The organism is Actinoplanes auranticolor, from assembly GCF_018332655.1.
Classification (GTDB): domain Bacteria; phylum Actinomycetota; class Actinomycetes; order Mycobacteriales; family Micromonosporaceae; genus Actinoplanes; species Actinoplanes auranticolor.
This window is the reverse complement of sequence record NZ_BOQL01000054.1, coordinates 46,633-59,970: the sequence shown is the minus strand read 5'-3', so window position 1 is coordinate 59,970 and position 13,338 is coordinate 46,633. Positions and strand designations below refer to the sequence as shown.

Sequence of the window (13,338 nt, the reverse complement as noted above, 5' to 3'; positions counted from 1 at the left end):
CGTTCGGTTGTTGCTTTGGGGCGGGGCGCACGTCAATATCCACGTGTGACGATGTGCACGCGGGAGTGGCTGACGACCGGCGAGGCGGCTGTGCTGCTGCGGTCATCGCGGGCGCATGTGGCCGACCTCTGCCTGCGGGGGCTGCTGCCGTACGTGACGATCAGCTCGCGGCGGCGCATCCGCCGCAGCGACGTCGAGGCCCTGATCCAGCCGCAGATGGACCGCGACCAGCTCGAGACGCTATGGCTGCACCGAGCCGTCGCCGGGCGGCTGGTGCGTCATCCCGGCGCCGTGCTGGCCGCCGCGGCGATCAACCTGCGCCGGCTGCGGCGGATGCACCCCGAGGGCCGGGCGTGGGAGTGGCTGGATCGCTGGGACGCCGTGCTGGACCAGGGCGTCGAGGCGGTGCTGGAGGCGCTGACGTCGTCGGCCGCGTACGCGGTGGAGTTGCGCAAGAGCTCGCCCTTCGCCGGAATCCTGCCGGAGAACGAACGCGAGGCCGTGGTGGCGGCGTTCGCCGAGAGCCGCCGCGAGCACGCCCGGTCGATGCCGCCGGAGAAGTTCGAGCGGGTCCTGCGCAGCGTCTGACTGAATCGTGCGTCAGCCTCTTCCGGCCGGGAGTTCACCGGGGAGACCTCTGCGAAGCGCTCGGCCGGCCGCAGGCATCCGCATCGATGTGACCGTGGCCACGGCCCGGTGCCACGGCGATCCGCTCGCTACGGCCGGTCCGGCGAGAATGCGCCGGTCGGAGGGGTTGGCCGGGCTCGGCGGACGGCCTGCGGGCACTTCCCGTTGCGCCGGCCGTCGGTTGCCCGTGACCATACGGCCACGGTCTGACAGTTAGCCTTCATTCGTGAGTGGACGGAAGCGAGCCGCGGCCATCATCGTGCGGGACGGCCGGGTATTGATGGTGCACGAGCGCAGCCTGCGTGACGGCAACCGGGAGTGGTGGACGCTGCCCGGCGGCGGCATCGATCCGGGGGAGACGGCCGAGGACGCGGTACGCCGTGAGGTCCTCGAAGAGGTCGGCCTGGTGGTGAAGGAAGCGCGGTACCTGCTGGACACGCCGTACCCGTCGGGGATGACGTCGGTGTTCGCGGTGACCGTGGCGGACGGCGAGCCGCAGCTCGGGCCGCACGTCGGCGGTCCGCTGCCGGTCGGGCTGGACTGGGTGCCGCTGCCCGCGGTACGCCCGGACGGCCCCGGCCTGCCGATCCCGCCGATGATCGTCGCGCTGCCGGTTGACTAGTCAGTGGGAACGGCTGCCGCTTCGGTGACCGGTGAGGTGATCGTGCGGCGGCGCTCGCGGACGAAGTAGGCGCAGCTCACCGCGTACCCCAGGGTCAGCAGGACCCCCACCGCCCGGACCGCGATCGGAGTGACGGCCAGGACCGTCACGCTCAGCGCGCCCACCGCCCAGCATGCGAGCAGTGCGGTGTTGACGGTGTCGTGGGCGGCCCAGCCGCCGGGCCCGCGGCGGCGCGCCTGCCGCTGGATCTCCGTCAGCAGAGCGTGGCCCATCCCGAGGGCGAGCAGGCCCAGCAGTGCGGTGGCGAAGAACGAGTGCGTGCCGCCGGCTACCGCCGCGACGGCTGTGCCGCCGGCGAGCAGCGCGAGACCGCTGACAGTCCCGACCCGTGCGCTGCGTCTCTCCTCCACACCCACTGACAGTCGGCAAGATCTCGCTCGGGCTGAGGAGCGGGGTGACTTTCTGGTTATCCGAGGGCGGTTCGGGGGAGGATGTCCGACGTGATGGGAACCCTGAAGCTCGAACCCGCGATGGCCCGGCTCGATCTGCTCGCGACGCCGGTCGCGGCCGCGTTGCAGGTGTGGCCGGCGGAGGCGCCCATCGACGGGGACCAGGTGCTGGTGGCGCCCATCGACGCGGAGCTGGCCGACACGGCCGCCTTCTGCGAGGCGTACGGCGTGACGCTGGGGGAGTCGGCGAACTGCGTGATCGTGGCGGGCCGCCGCGGCGAGATCACCCGGTACGCGGCCTGCGTGGTGCTGGCGACCACCCGCGCCGACGTGAACGGGATCGTGCGCCGGCACCTGGACGTGCGCAAGGCGAGCTTCGCGCCGATGGACGACGCGGTCCGGCTGACGGGCATGGAGTACGGCGGCATCACACCGATCGGCCTGCCGCAGTCCTGGCCGGTGCTGGTCGACGCGCGGGTCGTCGCGACGCCGCACGTGATCATCGGGTCCGGGGTGCGGCACAGCAAGATCGCGATCGCGGGACCGGCTCTGGGTGCGCTGCCCGGCGCGGAGGTCATCGACGGCCTGGCCCACGAGATCTGACAGCTGTCGTCGACCCGGGCGCCGATCAGCCGGACGTCCCGCTCACTGCTTGCCCGGCGGATCGCCCGTCGGGCCGACCGCGACGACGACTCGACCTGCCTATCTGGTCGCGGAATTGGCTGGACCGGTCGGCGTCCTCCTGGTTCGGTCGAGGGCGTGACGAAGATCCGCCCGACCCGGCCCGACGACCTGGCCGTCATCCAGCGCATCGAGCTGGCCGCCGGTGAACTCTTCCGCACCATCGGCATGGCCGACATAGCCGACCATCCCGTCCCCACCATCGACGTCCTGGCCGAATACCAGCGCGCCGCACTCTCCTGGGTGGCGGTCGACCATGCCGATCGGCCGGTTGCCTTCGTGCTGGTCCAGCGGGTCGACGGCCGGGCGCACATCGAGCAGGTCAGCGTCCATCCCGACCATGCCCGCCGGCGGATCGGGCGGGACCTCATCGACCACGTCGAGCGCTGGGCCGCCGGCCAGGGACTGCCGGCCCTCACCCTGACGACCTTCCGGGACGTGCAGTGGAACGGTCCCTACTACGAGCGGCTCGGCTTCACTGTGCTGGCCGGCTCCGATCGGGGTCCCCGACTCCGGACGCTGATGAGCGAGGAAGCCGCCCACGGCCTCGACCCCGAGCACCGGATCGCCATGATCCGGGCCATCCATGACCGTCAATAGCGTTTCACGTGAAACGTGGGTGCGATGCTCATTGAGCGGCGTCGACGGCCTCGCGCCGGGCGATCTCCTCCAGGGCCGACCGCAGGGCTGCCGGCTCCTGCGCGCCCTGGATCACGAATCGCCGGTCGACCACGAAGGTCGGGACGCTGGTGATTCCCAGCTCGCGAGCCTCAGCCAGGTCGGCGTTGACCGCGTCCGTGCCGGCCGGGGAGGCCAGATAGGCGAACGCGGCCCGCGCGTCGAGCCCGATGGTCCCGGCCAGCCGGGCCAGCTCCGCGGGGGAGGCGAGGTCGGCACCGTCGGCGAAGTGCGCCTGCTGCAACGTCTCGATCATGTTGAGTTGCAGCTCCTGGGCCGCGGCCCAGGCGACGAGCCGGTGCGCGTCGAAGGTGTTGGCCGCGACCGCGCGGTCGTAGTTCAGCGCCAGCCCTTCGGTGCGGGCGATCGCCGTAACGTGCGCGAGCATCTGCTCGACCCGTCGCGGGTCACCCACCTTGGCTGCCATGGCCCGGCGGATCGGCAGCCGCGGCGGGACCGGTGCGGGGTCGAGCTGGTACGCCCGGAAAGTCATCGACACCTCCCCGCCGAAACCGAGCAGCACCGCCTCCAGCCGGCGCTTGCCCAGGTAGCACCAGGGGCAGACGAGGTCGTACCAGATCTCTATGTTCACGACTGCTCGCGGATCTGCCGTTTGAGCCGGCCCAGGATCGCCGTGCCCCCGCGGATCCGCAGCGGGCTGATCGCCGTGGCCAGGCCCATCCGGTTGTAGAGGTCGTCCGGCACGGCCAGGATCTCGGCCGTCGATGCACCCTCCAGACCCTCGGCGAGGATGCCCGCGAAGGCGCGCGTCGTCGGCGCCTCGGGCGGGCAGTCGAAGTAGCTGCGGACGGTGTCGTCCGGCTGCACCTCGGCGCGCAGGAAGAACTGCGTCTGGCATTCCGGCACCTGCTCCATGCCCTCGTGGCCCTTGAGGGAGTCGGGCAGCGGGGGCACCGCGTCGGAGAACTCCAGCATCATCTCCAGCACGACCTCGCGCGGCGCGGAGGCGAAGTCGTCCACGATCTCGGCCAGTTTGGCAGGCATGTCACTCACGGATCGACCTTACGTCCGGCGGTCACGCCGCGGCCGAGGTCGGCACGAGGGCCAGATCACTGAGGCTGATGATGCCGACCACATTGCGGTCCGCGTCGCAGACGAGCAGCCGGCGTACGCCGCGTTCGCGCATCGCCTGGACCGCCTCCTCCACACTGGCCGACTGCTCGATCATGATCACCTCGTGGCTGGCGATCGAGGCGAGCGTCGTCGACTGCGGTGGCCGGCCCTCGGCGAGGGCCCGCACCACGATGTCGCGGTCGGTCACCAGCCCGGAGATGGTCGGGCCCTCGGTCACCACCACGTCACCGATGGACTGGTCGCGCATCGCCTGCGCCGCCTCGTCCAGCATGGTGCCGGCCGGCAGATAGACCACCCGCCTGGTCATGACGTCAGCGACAGTGGTCCTCGCCATGGGTGGTGACCTCCCCGTTCTCGTGTCACTCGTGTCCAGGCCCGTACCCGGGCCCCTGCGTCATTACACGCACCACGTCGGTGAGCGGTACGTCGTGTCGCTCGTCCGTGCGGCGGTCGCGTACCTCGGCGTACCCCTCGGCCAGCCGGCGGCCGACCACGACGATGCGCCGGATGCCGATCAGCTCGGCGTCGGTGAACTTCACCCCGGCCGACAGCTGCGGCCGGTCGTCCAGCAGCACGCGCAGTCCGCGGGCGTCCAGCTCCGCGGCCAGGGTGCCGGCCGCTTCGAGCTGACCGTCCTTGCCCGCGGCGATGACGTGCACGTCGGCCGGCGCGACCTCGTCGGGCCAGAGCAGGCCGCGCTCGTCGTGGTGCTGCTCGGCGACGGTGGCGACCGCGCGGGAGATCCCGATGCCGTAGCTGCCCATGGTCGGGCGTACGGGCTTGCCGTCGGCGCCGAGCACGTCGACCGAGAAGGCGTCGGTGTAGCGGCGGCCGAGCTGGAAGACGTGCGCGATCTCGATGCCGCGCCGGATGGCCAGCTCGCCCGCACCGCAGACCGGGCACGGGTCACCGGCGCGGACCTCGGCCGCCTCGATCGTGCCGTCGGGGGTGAAGTCGCGGCCGGCGACGACCGAGGTCGCGTGCCGGCCGGGCTCGTTGGCGCCGGTGAGCCAGGCGGTGCCGGGCGCCACCCGGGGATCGGCGAGATAGCGCAGCCCGAGACCCTGCGGGCCGATGTAGCCCTTGACCAGGTCGGGCCGGGTGGCGAAGTCGTCGAACAGGGTGGCCGTGGCCGGGCTCAGGGCGGCGTCCAGGCGCTTGAGGTCGACCTCGCGGTCGCCCGGCACGCCGATGACCAGCAGGGTGTCTTCCCGGCCGGGGTGGTGCACGGTGACCACGACGTTCTTGAGGGTGTCGGCCGCGGTCCAGTCGGTGCGGCCGTCGAGGGACTGCTGGTTGGCCAGCCCGACCAGCGCGGTGATCGTCGGGGTGTCCGGGGTGTCGTGGACGGTCAGCGGGCGGTGCTCGCGATCCGGCACAGCCGGGACGGGCGTCACCACGGCTTCCGTGTTGGCCGCGTAGCCGCAGGTGGTGCAGGCCACGAACGTGTCCTCACCCACGTCGGACGTGGCCAGGAACTCCTCCGAGGCCGAGCCGCCCATCGCGCCGGACACCGCCGAGACGATGGTGTGGGCGAGGCCGAGACGGTCGAAGATCCGCTGGTACGCCGCGCGGTGCCGGGCGTACGACTCGGCCAGGCCGGCATCGGAGAGATCGAACGAGTACGAGTCCTTCATCAGGAACTCGCGCCCGCGCAGCAGTCCGGCGCGGGGCCGGGCCTCGTCGCGGAACTTCGTCTGCACCTGGAACAGGGTCAGCGGGAAGTCCCGGTAGGAGTTGGTCATGTCCTGCACGAGCAGAGCGAACATCTCCTCGTGGGTGGGGGCCAGCAGGAAGTCGGCGCCGCGGCGGTCCTTGAGCTTGAACAGATCCTCGCCGTACTCGGTCCAGCGGCCGGTGACGTCGTACGGCTCGCGGGGGAGCAGGGCCGGGAAGGCCACCTCCTGCCCGCCGATGGCCGTCATCTCTTCGCGGACGATCGCGGCGATCCGGTCCAGCACCAGCTTGCCGAGCGGCAGCCAGGTGTAACCGCCCGGAGCCGAGCGCCGGATGTAGCCGGCCCGCAGCAGCAGCCGGTGACTCGGCACCTCCGCCTCGGCCGGCTCCTCGCGCAGGGTCTTGAGCAGCATCGTGGACATCCGCACCAGCATGGGACGCAGCTTAGGAGGCACCACCGTCAGGAATCACCCCGTTATCGAGTGTCGCCGGCGTCACGCTGACGCGCGCGGGCCGGTGCAAAACTGGTCGGTTACGCCAACTTCGCGCCGACCGGCTGCACCTCTCCGCGGCCGGGCACCGCCGGGTCGCCGCGCACGTCCTGGACGGCCGGGCAGCATCTCGCCCCCTGGATCAGAAGGCGTCTCGCCGGCGACTCCTCCGGTGACCTCGTGACCGCTAAGCGTCCCGAGCTGCGTCCCGTCGAAGCGATAGCGTGAGTGACATGTCAGTAGAGAACGATCCGGCGCCGGCCCTGCAGGCGTATGCCCACCCCGACAAGCTGGTCACCACCGAGTGGCTGGCCGCGCATCTCGGCACTCCCGGCCTGGTGGTCGTCGAGTCCGACGAGGACGTGCTGCTCTACGAGAGCGGCCACATCCCCGGCGCGGTGAAGGTCGACTGGCACCTCGAGCTCAACGACCAGCTCACCCGCGACTACCTCGACCCGGCGGCGTTCGCCGCGATGTGCGAGGCCAAGGGCATCGGCCGGGACGACACGATCGTCTTCTACGGCGACAACTTCAACTGGTGGGCGGCGTACGCCCTGTGGGTGTTCAGCCTGTTCGGGCACCGCGACGTGCGCCTGCTCGACGGTGGCCGGCAGAAGTGGGTGGCCGAGGGCCGGGAGCTGACCCGCGACCGCACCGAGCGCCCGCCGGCCTCGTACCCGGTGCCCCAGCGCGAGGACGGTCCGCTGCGGGCCTTCCGGGACCAGGTCATGGCCCACATCTCGAGCGGGCGGCCGCTGGTCGACGTGCGCTCCCCGCAGGAGTACACCGGTGAGCTGACCCACATGGCGGCGTACCCGCAGGAGGGTGCGCTGCGCGGCGGGCACATCCCGGGTGCGCTCAGCAAGCCGTGGAAGTCGGCGGCCAACGAGGACGGCACCTTCAAGCCGGCCGACGAGCTCACCAAGATCTACCGGGACGAGCTGGGGCTGGAGACCGGCGACGACGTGATCGCGTACTGCCGGATCGGTGAGCGGTCCAGCCACACCTGGTTCGTGCTGTACCACCTGCTCGGCTATCCGCAGGTCCGCAACTACGACGGCTCCTGGACCGAGTGGGGCAACCTCGTGCGCGCCCCCATCGCCAAGGGCTCGGAGCCGGGCGGCCTCTCCTGACCGGACGCTTGGCGCTCGCCGCCTAGATTCGGCGGCATGGGAGCAGCCTGGCGGGACCACAGCAGCACGATCATCGCCACGCTGCTGCTGTTGCCGCTCGCCGGCGTCGCCGCGTACCACTGGCGGCGCCGGAGCCGGTCCCGGCGGGACGCTCTCGCCGAGGTCGGCCTGCTCGGCTGGACGTTGCCGTTCCTCGGCATGCTCTTCACCCCGCAGGGCACGCCGCGCTCGGTCGACCTCGTGCCGCTGCACGACCTGCCGTCCTGGTTCTCGTCGGATCCGGGTACGGCGGTCGCGCAGCTCGCCGGCAACCTGGCGGTTCTCGCCGGGGTCGGTTTCTTCCTGCCGGTCCGGTTCGGCTGGGCCGCGTCACTGCCGCGGATGCTGGTGATCGCGGCGACGAGTGCCGTCCTGATCGAGACCCTGCAGTGGGTCCTCGCGATCGGGCGGGTCTCGAGCGTGGACGACGTGCTCGTCAACACGGCCGGTGCGGTGCTCGCGGCCACCTGTTCGGGCCGGTGGTGGGTCACGGAAAAGGCGGACACCGAAGGTCAGATCGTGCCGGTACCCTGAGCGCCTCAGCGCCGACGGGGAGGGCGACGAACCGACGTGAGCAACACCTTTCAGGTCGACCTGCGGGGCATCGTCGACCTGCTCAGCCATCACCTCTATGCGAGCCCGCGGGTGTACGTCCGCGAGCTGCTGCAGAACGCGGTGGACGCGATCACCGCGGTGCGGCAGGACGAGACCGCCGGCACCGCACGGATCAGCATCGAGTCCGCCGCCACGACCGGTGACGGCAGCCTGCGCATCAGCGACAACGGCATCGGCCTGACCGAGGACCAGGTGCACGAGCTGCTGGCCACGATCGGCCGCAGCTCCAAGCGCGACGAGCTCGGTTTCGCCCGGCACGAGTTCCTCGGCCAGTTCGGCATCGGCCTGCTCTCCTGCTTCCTGGTCGCCGACGAGATCCGGGTGCACACCCGCCGGGCCGGCGCCGCGCCGGTGCTGTGGACCGGCTACGCCGACGGCCGCTACGACGTCCAGCCCGGGCCGGAGCGCGAGCCCGGCACCTCTGTGACCCTGGTCCCGCGCCGGGGGTCGGAGATGTTCCTGGCCGGAGCGACGGTCACCCAGCTCGCCACCCTCTACGGTTCACTGCTCCCGGTCGACGTCACGGTGGACGGCACCACCGTCACCGTCGGCGAGGTGCCCTGGGCCGCCGGCCGCCGCGCCGCGATCTCCTACGCCGAGCGCACCCTCGGCTTCACCCCGTTCGACGTGATCGAGCTGGACGTGCCCGAGGCCGGGCTCACCGGCGCCGCGTTCGTGCTGCCGACTCCGGTCAATCCCGCCACCCGCGGCGGTCACCGGGTCTACCTCAAGCGCATGCTGCTGGCCGAGGCCGTCGAGGGGCTGCTGCCCGAGTGGGCCTTCTTCGCCCGCTGCGTCGTCGACAGCACCGAACTACGCCCGACCGCCAGCCGCGAGGCCCTCTACGACGACAGCCTGCTGGTCGCCACCCGCGAGGCCATCGCCGACCAGTTGCGGGGCTGGCTGGTCCGGCTGGCGTCCACCGACCCGCGCCGGCTGGCCGAGTTCCTGCGCATCCATCACCTCGGGGTCAAGGCGCTCGCCCTGCACGACGACGAGATGCTGCGCCTGGTCGAGCAGTGGTGGCCGATGGAGACCAACACCGGCCAGATGACCCTCGCGGAGTTCCGCACCCGGCACGGCCTGATCCGGTTCGCCGCCACGACCGACGAGTTCCGCCAGCTGGCCGCCGTCGCCGCCGCGCAGGACGTGGGGCTGATCAACGGTGGCTACACCTACGACGCCGAGATCATCGAGCGGTTGCCGCAGCTCGACCGCGACATCAAGGTCGAGCGGCTGGAGCCGACCGACCTGGCGACCCGCTTCGACGCCCTGGACGCCGCCACCGAGCTGCGGCTGCGCCCGTTCCTGTCGGCCGCCCAGCGCCGGCTTGACCGGCTCGGCTGCGAGGTGGTCGTGCGGACCTTCGAGCCGGCCAACCTCCCCGCGCTCTATCTGGTCAGCCGCGCCGCGCACTTCCACGAGGAGTTCACGGCCACCCGGGAGAAGGCCGACGAGCTGTGGGGCGGCGTGCTCGACGCGCTCGCCGACAGCGACCCGCCGGACCGTCCCCAGCTGGTCCTCAACCACCGCAACCCGCTGGTCCGCCGGGTCACCGCGATCGGTGACCCGGACCTGACGGCTCTGGCCGTCGAGGCGCTGTACGGCCAGGCCCTCCTGCTCGGCTACCACCCGATCCGGCCCGCGGACGCGGCCCTGCTCAACACGTCGTTCCTCGGCCTGCTGGGCCGGGCCGTCCCCGGGGAGGCGCAGTGAGCCGGTCCGTCGAGGAGCTGTGGAGCCTGCTCCAGGAGGCCCACCGGATGCCGTACGGCGCCGCCCAGATCGCCGTCGTCGAGCAGGTCATCCGGCACGCCGACGCGCTCGGCGACCGGGAGCTGGGCTATCAGGCGCGCATCCTGGCCACGACGGCGTACACGTACGGCGGCGAGGTGGCCAAGTCGTTTGTGACGTTCTCCTGGTGCCTGAGCGACTTCGACCGTGATCCGGCGCCCTTCCACGCCCGCACCGAGCAGGACCTGCTCTGGCACTTCAAGTACATGGTGTCGGCGCTGACGAAGTTCCCGGAGGTGCCGCTGGCCCGCACGTACGCGGTGCTGGACGACATGGAACGCCGTTACCTGCGGGCCGGCCACAGCCTGCAGGCCGTCCACAAGCACCGGTACGTGGTGGCCCGGCACGTCGGCCTGGAGGACGAGGCCGACCGGCTCTACGAGCGGTGGAACACGACCCCGCGCGACGATCTCTCCGACTGCGCCGGCTGCGACCCGTCGGCCCAGGTCACCTATCTCTCCAGCCGGGGCCGCGACGACGAGGCGGTGGCCCTGGCCGAGCCGGTGCTGGCCGGCCGGCTCAGCTGCACCGAGCAGCCGCAGACCATCCTGAGCGGGCTCATGGTGCCGTACCTGCGCACCGGCCGGATGGAGGAGGCGGCGGACGCGCACCGCCGGTCGTACCGGTTGATGCGCGGCAACCTCGCCGATCTGTGGGAGATCGGCGACCACATCGCGTTCTGCGCACGCACCGGCAACGAGAACCGCGGGCTGGAGATCCTGCAGCGGCACATCGACTGGCTGGACCGGGCGCCGTCCCCGGCCGCGGGCATGAACTTCGCCGCATCCTCGGCCCTGCTGCTGCGCCGCCTCGTCGGCCTGGGCCACGGCAAGACGATCGTGCACCGCCGGGAGAAGGACGACGTCACCGCCGCGGAGCTGGCCGAGGAGCTGGCCGCGTTCGCCACCGCGCTGTCGCTGCGCTTCGATGCGCGTAACGGCACGACAGCGCAGAGTCGGCAGATCGCCGCCGAGATCAACGCGCAGCCCTACGACGTGGTCCTGCCACTGTCGGCTTCCGCCCGGCGGCGCCCGGCCCCCGCACCGCAGCCGGCGCCGAAGCCCGCCGAGCCGGCCGAGATCCCGGCCGGCGCGGACGCCGACACCCTGCTCAGCCTGGCCGAGGAGCACGAGCTGCAGGACCGCGACGACGACGCCGACGCGGTCCTGGTCGTGTACGACGCCCGGTTCGGCACGGGCGAGGACGTGGTGGCTGCCGCCGACGGCGATCCGGCGGTGATGCAGCGCGCGGCCCGCCGGGCCATGTTGCTGGGCAGCCAGCGGTGGCGCGCCGATGACCAGGACGGCACGGCAGCCATGTGGCGCCGCGCGATCGAGCTGTTCACCGCGGCGGGCTCGGAGGGGGACGCCTCCGTGGCCCGGGGCCGGCTCGGCGTGTCGGTCGCGCTGGCCGGGCGGCCCGACGAGGGCCGCGCGCTGATCGAGCCCGACACCGCCTATCAGGAGGAGCACGGTGACGCCCGGCAGCGGGCGGCCGCGTGGTCCCGGCTGGCGCTGATCAACCTCGTGCAGGACCGGCCCGAGGAGGCCAACGCGGCACACGACCGGTCGGAGCAGGCCGCCGCCGAGACCGAAGACCCCCGCCTGCGCGCTTTCTACCTGGCCCGGCGCGCTTCGAACCGGGCCGCGGCCGGCCGGCACGAGGAGGCCCTGGCGGCGGCGGCCGAGGCGCGGGCGTACTTCCAGAAGCACGGCCCGGCACTGCGGCTGGCCGACGCCGCCGCTCTGTTCGGCCAGCTCACCTCCGATCCTCAGGAGGCGGCCGAGGCGTTCGGTGAGGTCCTCGCCGCGGGCGAGCCGGCGGCGGCGCTCACCGCCCGGCTCGGCCGGGGGCGGGCCCTCGTGCATCTCGACCGGCCCGGTGAGGCGATCGACGACCTGGTCGAGGCGGTAGCCCTCTGCGCCGAGCAGGATCTGGACGAGGGCGGTGCCTTCATCCGGCAGGAGCTGGCGGATGCGTACAGGCAGGCCGGGCGGATCGTGGAGGCGGCCGAGGTCGCCGAGGAGGCCCTGGCCGGGCTGGCCCGCCTCGGTCACGACGAGGCCGCTGACAACACCCGGTTCCTGCTCGCCGGGCTCTATCGCCAGCTCGGTGACAACCCCGGCTCGCTCGCGCTCTACGAAGAGCTGGTCGAGCGGCTGGCGGACAATCCGGCCGGGCGTGGTCAGATCCGGGAGAACGCCGGGGATCTGTTGTTCCGGCTGGACCGCGACGCCGAGGCGGCGGAGTGGTTCGGCGCCGGTGCCGAGGATCTGCGGGTGGCCGGCGATCCGCTCGGCGAGCTGCGGTTGCTGCGCCGCCGGGTGATGGCGCTGCACTGGGCGGACGACGTGGAGGCGGCCGAGGAGACGTACCGGCTGGCCGACCGCAAGCACACCGGCCTGCCCGCCGAGCTGGCCGACGAGTCGGGCGCGGTGTGGGAGCGGGCGATGCTCGGTTTCGAGATGGGCCGGTTGCTGCTGGCCCGGGGCCGCCCCGGCGAGGCTGTGCCGTACGTCACGGGTGCGCCGGAGCGGCTGCGCGAGATCGGGTCCGACGGCGAGGCCGACCAGGTCGCCACGCTGCTCGGCGAGGCGTTGCTACGGGCGGGCCATCCCCAGCAGGCCGAGGATCTGCTCTGGCCGGTGCTGGGGGAGATGGCCCAGGACGCGCCGCAGCGGCAGGTCACGGCCCGGGTGCTGGCCGAGGCGCTGGAGGCCGGAGGCAACCTTGAGCAGGCCGCGCGGCTGCGGCGTACCGAAGGGGTGGAGGAGGACTAATCGGCTGAACGGCCGTTAAGGCTTCGGCTTGACAGCGGGTTAGAGTTGCCAGGTGACGGTAGATCAGCAGCAGCGTCCCGGACCGCCGGCCCCCCGCCGGCGCTCGCGCCGGGACGAGATCCTCGAGATCGCGGTCGGCCTCTTCGCCGCGCGTGGATATCACGGTGTCTCGATGGACGACATCGGCTCGGCCGCCGGCGTGACCGGTCCGGCTCTGTACCACCACTTCGCCGGTAAAGAGGCCATGCTGGTGGCGGCGCTCATCCCGGTCAGCGAGGGTCTGCTGCACGGCGGCAAGGAACGCGTCGCCCGGCACCCGCAGGACGCGCACGCCGCGCTCACCGACCTGATCGAGTTCCACGTCGAGTTCGCGCTGGCCAACCCGGCCGTCATCGCCCTGCACCTGCACGAGCTGGACCGCCTGCCCGAGGAGCCGCGCCGGCAGATCCGCCGCCTGCAGCGCCTGTACGTCGAGGAGTGGGTCACCGTGCTGGCCACCCTGCGCCCCGAGCTGGAGCCGGCGGAGGCCCGGGTGCTCGCCCACTCCGCGTTCGGCCTGATGAACTCGACGCCGTTCCTCGGCGGTGAGGTCGATCGCCGCCGCCGGGCCGTGCTGCTGCGCGAGGCGACGGTGCACGCCCTCCTCGGCCGCTGACC

Annotated in this window: 14 protein-coding genes and 1 pseudogene; 10 read left to right on the top strand and 5 right to left on the bottom strand. The window is 72.2% G+C overall.

Annotation, left to right across the window (positions count from 1 at the left end; genetic code table 11):
* Positions 1-51: 51 nt before the first annotated feature.
* Complete coding sequence (locus Aau02nite_RS31870) at positions 52-588, top strand: helix-turn-helix domain-containing protein (RefSeq protein ID WP_212992327.1); 537 nt, start codon at positions 52-54, stop codon at positions 586-588.
* A gap of 265 nt (positions 589-853) precedes the next feature.
* Positions 854-1,249: an NUDIX domain-containing protein gene (locus Aau02nite_RS31865; RefSeq protein WP_212992302.1), complete on the top strand. Its 396-nt coding sequence runs from the start codon at positions 854-856 to the stop codon at positions 1,247-1,249.
* Here the strand turns inward: Aau02nite_RS31865 and Aau02nite_RS31860 are convergent.
* Positions 1,246-1,659, bottom strand: coding sequence for a hypothetical protein (locus Aau02nite_RS31860; protein ID WP_212992301.1), 414 nt, complete (start codon positions 1,657-1,659; stop codon positions 1,246-1,248). The genes Aau02nite_RS31865 and Aau02nite_RS31860 overlap by 4 nt on opposite strands.
* Positions 1,660-1,752: 93 nt before the next feature.
* On the opposite strand from Aau02nite_RS31860, the gene Aau02nite_RS31855 reads away from it, so the two are divergent.
* Entirely contained in the window at positions 1,753-2,301 is a 549-nt protein-coding gene (locus Aau02nite_RS31855; protein ID WP_212992326.1) for a YbaK/EbsC family protein, read from the top strand.
* A 156-nt stretch (positions 2,302-2,457) separates the two neighbouring features.
* Positions 2,458-2,979, top strand: a complete 522-nt coding sequence (locus tag Aau02nite_RS31850; RefSeq protein WP_246595594.1) for a GNAT family N-acetyltransferase — start codon at positions 2,458-2,460, stop codon at positions 2,977-2,979.
* A 28-nt stretch (positions 2,980-3,007) separates the two neighbouring features.
* Here Aau02nite_RS31850 and Aau02nite_RS31845 read toward each other — a convergent pair whose 3' ends face one another.
* Genes Aau02nite_RS31845 through Aau02nite_RS31830 form a run of 4 tightly spaced genes read right to left on the bottom strand, consistent with a single transcriptional unit; the run spans position 3,008 to position 6,263 of the window.
* The gene (locus tag Aau02nite_RS31845) at positions 3,008-3,649 is read right to left on the bottom strand and encodes a DsbA family oxidoreductase (RefSeq protein ID WP_212992300.1); all 642 of its coding nucleotides are present in this window, start codon (positions 3,647-3,649) and stop codon (positions 3,008-3,010) included.
* Positions 3,646-4,071, bottom strand: a complete 426-nt coding sequence (locus Aau02nite_RS31840) for a SufE family protein (RefSeq protein ID WP_212992299.1) — start codon at positions 4,069-4,071, stop codon at positions 3,646-3,648. The genes Aau02nite_RS31845 and Aau02nite_RS31840 overlap by 4 nt, the downstream gene beginning before the upstream one ends.
* 22 nt (positions 4,072-4,093) lie before the next feature.
* Complete coding sequence (locus Aau02nite_RS31835; protein ID WP_212992298.1) at positions 4,094-4,486, bottom strand: CBS domain-containing protein; 393 nt, start codon at positions 4,484-4,486, stop codon at positions 4,094-4,096.
* Between the two features lie 25 nt (positions 4,487-4,511).
* Positions 4,512-6,263, bottom strand: a complete 1,752-nt coding sequence (locus tag Aau02nite_RS31830) for a proline--tRNA ligase (RefSeq protein ID WP_212992297.1) — start codon at positions 6,261-6,263, stop codon at positions 4,512-4,514.
* Positions 6,264-6,379: 116 nt separating this feature from the next.
* Here Aau02nite_RS31830 and Aau02nite_RS46790 point away from each other — a divergent pair.
* The 6 genes and pseudogenes from Aau02nite_RS46790 to Aau02nite_RS31805 all read left to right on the top strand — a co-directional run.
* Positions 6,380-6,548 (top strand): annotated as a pseudogene (locus Aau02nite_RS46790) (SGNH/GDSL hydrolase family protein); the annotation flags it as partial.
* Positions 6,549-6,553: 5 nt separating this feature from the next.
* A complete protein-coding gene (locus Aau02nite_RS31825) occupies positions 6,554-7,453 on the top strand; it encodes a sulfurtransferase (protein WP_212992296.1) in 900 nt (299 codons plus the stop codon).
* 36 nt (positions 7,454-7,489) lie between these two features.
* Complete coding sequence (locus Aau02nite_RS31820) at positions 7,490-8,026, top strand: VanZ family protein (protein WP_212992295.1); 537 nt, start codon at positions 7,490-7,492, stop codon at positions 8,024-8,026.
* Between the two features lie 36 nt (positions 8,027-8,062).
* Positions 8,063-9,823 carry an HSP90 family protein gene (locus Aau02nite_RS31815; RefSeq protein WP_212992294.1) on the top strand — a complete coding sequence of 587 codons (1,761 nt, stop codon included), beginning with the start codon at positions 8,063-8,065 and terminating at the stop codon, positions 9,821-9,823.
* Positions 9,820-12,681 carry a tetratricopeptide repeat protein gene (locus tag Aau02nite_RS31810; protein WP_246595593.1) on the top strand — a complete coding sequence of 954 codons (2,862 nt, stop codon included), beginning with the start codon at positions 9,820-9,822 and terminating at the stop codon, positions 12,679-12,681. Before Aau02nite_RS31815 ends, Aau02nite_RS31810 begins: the two co-directional genes overlap by 4 nt.
* Before the next feature lie 52 nt (positions 12,682-12,733).
* Positions 12,734-13,336 (top strand): TetR/AcrR family transcriptional regulator, encoded by a 603-nt coding sequence (locus tag Aau02nite_RS31805; protein WP_212992293.1) that lies wholly within the window; start codon positions 12,734-12,736, stop codon positions 13,334-13,336.
* Positions 13,337-13,338: the final 2 nt, after the last annotated feature.